Genomic DNA, 3,322 nt, shown 5'->3' with positions numbered 1-3,322 from the left:
CCTCGTCGCGGCGGCCGTGGCGGCGGCCGCGACGCTGGTCGGGGCCGTGGCGCTGGCCGCGGAGACCGGCCACCTCCCCGGCGCCGGCGGGCCGCCCGACACTGCCCCGGCCTCCGCGCCGGGCACGCCACCGGACGACCCCACCACCGCCGGCGGCGGCCCCCGCGGCGGCCCGGCCGGGACGCCACCACCCGGCCACGGGCACACGCTGAGCCCGACGAGCGCCGCGGTCGCCGGCCTCTGCCGGGCCTGGGACGCCCAGCGCCGCAACCCGAACGGGACACCGATGCGGGCCGAGGCGATGCGCGACCTGGCGGCGGCCGCCGGCGGCGAGGACCGGATCCCCGCGTTCTGCGCCGCCGTGCTGGCGGCGCAGGACGGGCAGGGCACGCCGGCGGCGACCCCGCACCCCGGAGCCACCCCGCCGACGCCGGGCCACCCCACCGGCAGGGGAACCGCCCGGCCGACGCCCACGCCCGGCAAGAAGGGGTAGGACCGCCACCGATGCACGTACGCCGCCGGCCGACGAAGCCGGTTTTCGTGGACCGCAGCGGCCGGCGCCGCCACCTCGTCCGGGTCACCGGCGTGGCCGGTGGGCTGGGTCTGGCGCTGGCCGCCGTGCTGCTGGTGGCCGGCTTCACCGGGTCCGGCACCGGCCGGCCGCCGAGCCTGCCCGAGCCGGCCGGCGGCCAGATGGGCGGGGGTCCCACGGCCAGCCGCCCGCCCGCCGGGCCCGGCTCCACCGCGCCGCCGCCGGGCACCGCGCCCGCGCCGGGCGGCCGCTCCGCCACCCCGGCGCCCGCGCCGGCCACGACCGCGGCGGTCGCCTCGCCCGCGCCGAGCGGGAGCAGCCACCGCCGGGTACCGACGCACACGCCCGGCAACGGCAAGCCCGTCAAGCCGAGCTGACATGTCGCTGCACGTACGGCGGCGCGAGCCGCGCGCCCACTGGCTGCTGCTCGGGCTGTTCATGCTGGTGCTGCTCGGCGGCCTCTGCCTCGACGGGTACGTCTCGCACGCCGGCGCCGAGGGCGACGGCCCCGATCCGACCACCGACACCAGCGGGCCGGCGCCGGAGGCGGTGACCGGGGCCGGGCCGGTGCTGCGGATCGACCCGGACGGCACCGTCACCAGCCGCTCGATGCCGCGCCGCACGATCGCGCTGACCTTCGACGACGGCCCCGATCCACAGTGGACGCCACGGATCCTGGAGGTGCTCGCCCGGTACGGCGCGCACGCCACGTTCTTCCAGGTCGGTTCGCAGGTGAACGCCCACCCCGAGCTCGCCCGCCGGGTGGTGGCCGAGGGGCACGAGATCGGCTCGCACACGTTCAGCCACGCGTGGCTGGCCGGCACCCCGGCGTGGCGGCGCGGGCTGGAGCTGACCCTCACCCGCAACGCCGTCGCGGCCGCCACCGGCAACACCCCCGTCCTGATGCGCCCCCCGTACTCGGCGGAGCCGGACGCGGTCACCGCCGCCGACTACACCGCGCTGCGGCAGGCGGCCGGCGCCGGGCACCTGGTCGTCCTCACCGACCTCGACACCGAGGACTGGCGCCGCCCGGGCGTCGACGCGATCGTGGCGAACGCCCAGCCGGCCAAGGACCGCGGCGCGGTGGTGATGCTGCACGACTCCGGCGGCGACCGCGCGCAGACCGTGGCCGCGCTCGACGTGCTCATCCCCCGGCTCCAGGCCCGCGGGTACCGCTTCACCACCGTCTCGGCGGCCCTGGACCTGCCGCCCGCGGCGCGGGCGCCGGCCGGGGAGCGGATGCGCGGCCACGCCCTGCGCTGGGCGCAGGCCGGCGGTGCCTGGCTGAGCCGGGCGCTGACCGTGCTCATGGTCGCCGCGCTGGTGCTCTCGGCGGTGCGCCTGGCCGTCCAGCTGGCCTGCGCCCGGGTGCACGTGCGGCGGGTAGGGCGGCGCGCCCGCGAGCCGCTGCGCTACCTGGGTCCGGTCTCCGTCGTCGTACCCGCCTACAACGAGTCGGCCAACATCGCCGCCACCGTACGGTCCCTGCTGGCCAGCGACTACCCGCGGGTCGAGGTCATCGTCGTCGACGACGGCTCCACGGACGGCACCGCGGACATCGTCGAGCGGATGCGCCTGCCCGGGGTACGGGTGGTCCGCCAGGCCAACGCCGGCAAGCCGGCCGCCCTCAACACCGGCATCGCCCACGCCCGCGGCGACATCCTCGTGCTGGTGGACGGCGACACCGTCTTCGAGCCGGACGCGGTGGGGCGACTGGTGCAGCCGCTGCGCGACCCCGACGTCGGCGCGGTCTCCGGCAACACCAAGGTCGCCAACCGGCGCGGCCTGCTCGGCCGCTGGCAGCACCTGGAGTACGTGATCGGGTTCAACCTCGACCGCCGCATGTTCGACGTGCTGCGCTGCATGCCCACCGTGCCGGGCGCGATCGGGGCGTTCCGGCGGGCCGCGGTGGTCGACGTCGGCGGGGTGTCCAGCGAGACGCTCGCCGAGGACACCGACTTCACGATGGCGCTGATCCGGGCCGGCTGGCGGGTGGTGTACGCCCCGGACGCGGTCGCCTGGACCGAGGCGCCCGCCTCGCTCAAGCAGCTGTGGCGGCAGCGGTACCGCTGGTGCTACGGCACGATGCAGGCGATGTGGAAGCACCGGCGGGCGCTGGCCGAGCCGGGCGCCGCCGGTCGCCTCGGCCGGCGCGGCCTGACGTACCTGCTGCTCTTCCAGGTGGCGCTGCCGCTGTGCGCCTGCATGGTGGACGTGTACGCCCTCTACGGCCTGCTCTTCCTGCCGCCGGTCAAGGTGGCCGCCGTGTGGACCGGCTTCACGCTGCTGCAGATGGCGATCGCCGGGTACGCGCTCCGCCTCGACCGGGAGCGGTACGGTCCACTGTGGAGCCTGCCGTTCCAGCAGGTGGTCTACCGCCAGCTGATGTACCTGGTGGTCATCCAGTCCACCGTGATGGCGCTGGCCGGCGGCCGGCTGCGCTGGCACCGCATGGTCCGCATCGGCGCGGTCGCCGGCCCCAGCCAGGTCCCGACCCGCCGCTAGCTTGATCTTTAACCTTGACGGTCGGGTGTGGACCCCGGTCGATCATGTGGACAGCCCTTGGTTGATCATTCTTCTTGTCGAGGGAAGAACGTCAACATCCAAGGGCTGTCTGTGGTCAGTGTGCATGATCGACGTCCGGGTGACGCGGTCGGGGACCTGTCGTGGTTTCGGCAGGAGTTGCTGGGCTGTATGTCGCGGCGTGCGGATGCGTTGTTCGAGTTGTGTGACGCGGTGCTGTGCGCCGATGGGCCGGTCCGCTCGTTGGTGGGGTTGTCGTTGGTGGCC

At 75.9% G+C, this 3,322-nt stretch carries 2 protein-coding genes and 2 pseudogenes; all 4 read left to right on the top strand.

What is annotated here, in order from left to right:
- Positions 1–493: pseudogene (locus RB614_RS44155) on the top strand (hypothetical protein); the annotation flags it as partial.
- Between the two features lie 11 nt (positions 494–504).
- Complete coding sequence (locus RB614_RS44150; protein ID WP_308718687.1) at positions 505–909, top strand: hypothetical protein; 405 nt, start codon at positions 505–507, stop codon at positions 907–909.
- A 1-nt stretch (position 910) separates the two neighbouring features.
- Positions 911–3,037, top strand: a complete 2,127-nt coding sequence (locus RB614_RS44145; protein WP_308718686.1) for a bifunctional polysaccharide deacetylase/glycosyltransferase family 2 protein — start codon at positions 911–913, stop codon at positions 3,035–3,037.
- A gap of 111 nt (positions 3,038–3,148) precedes the next feature.
- Positions 3,149–3,322, top strand: a pseudogene (locus tag RB614_RS44140) (NF041680 family putative transposase); the annotation flags it as partial.

It is taken from the genome of Phytohabitans maris, assembly GCF_031085175.1.
In the GTDB taxonomy this organism is placed as follows: Bacteria; Actinomycetota; Actinomycetes; order Mycobacteriales; family Micromonosporaceae; genus Phytohabitans; species Phytohabitans maris.
Note: the sequence above shows the minus strand (reverse complement) of the source record. Positions and strands in the feature narration are given on the sequence as shown.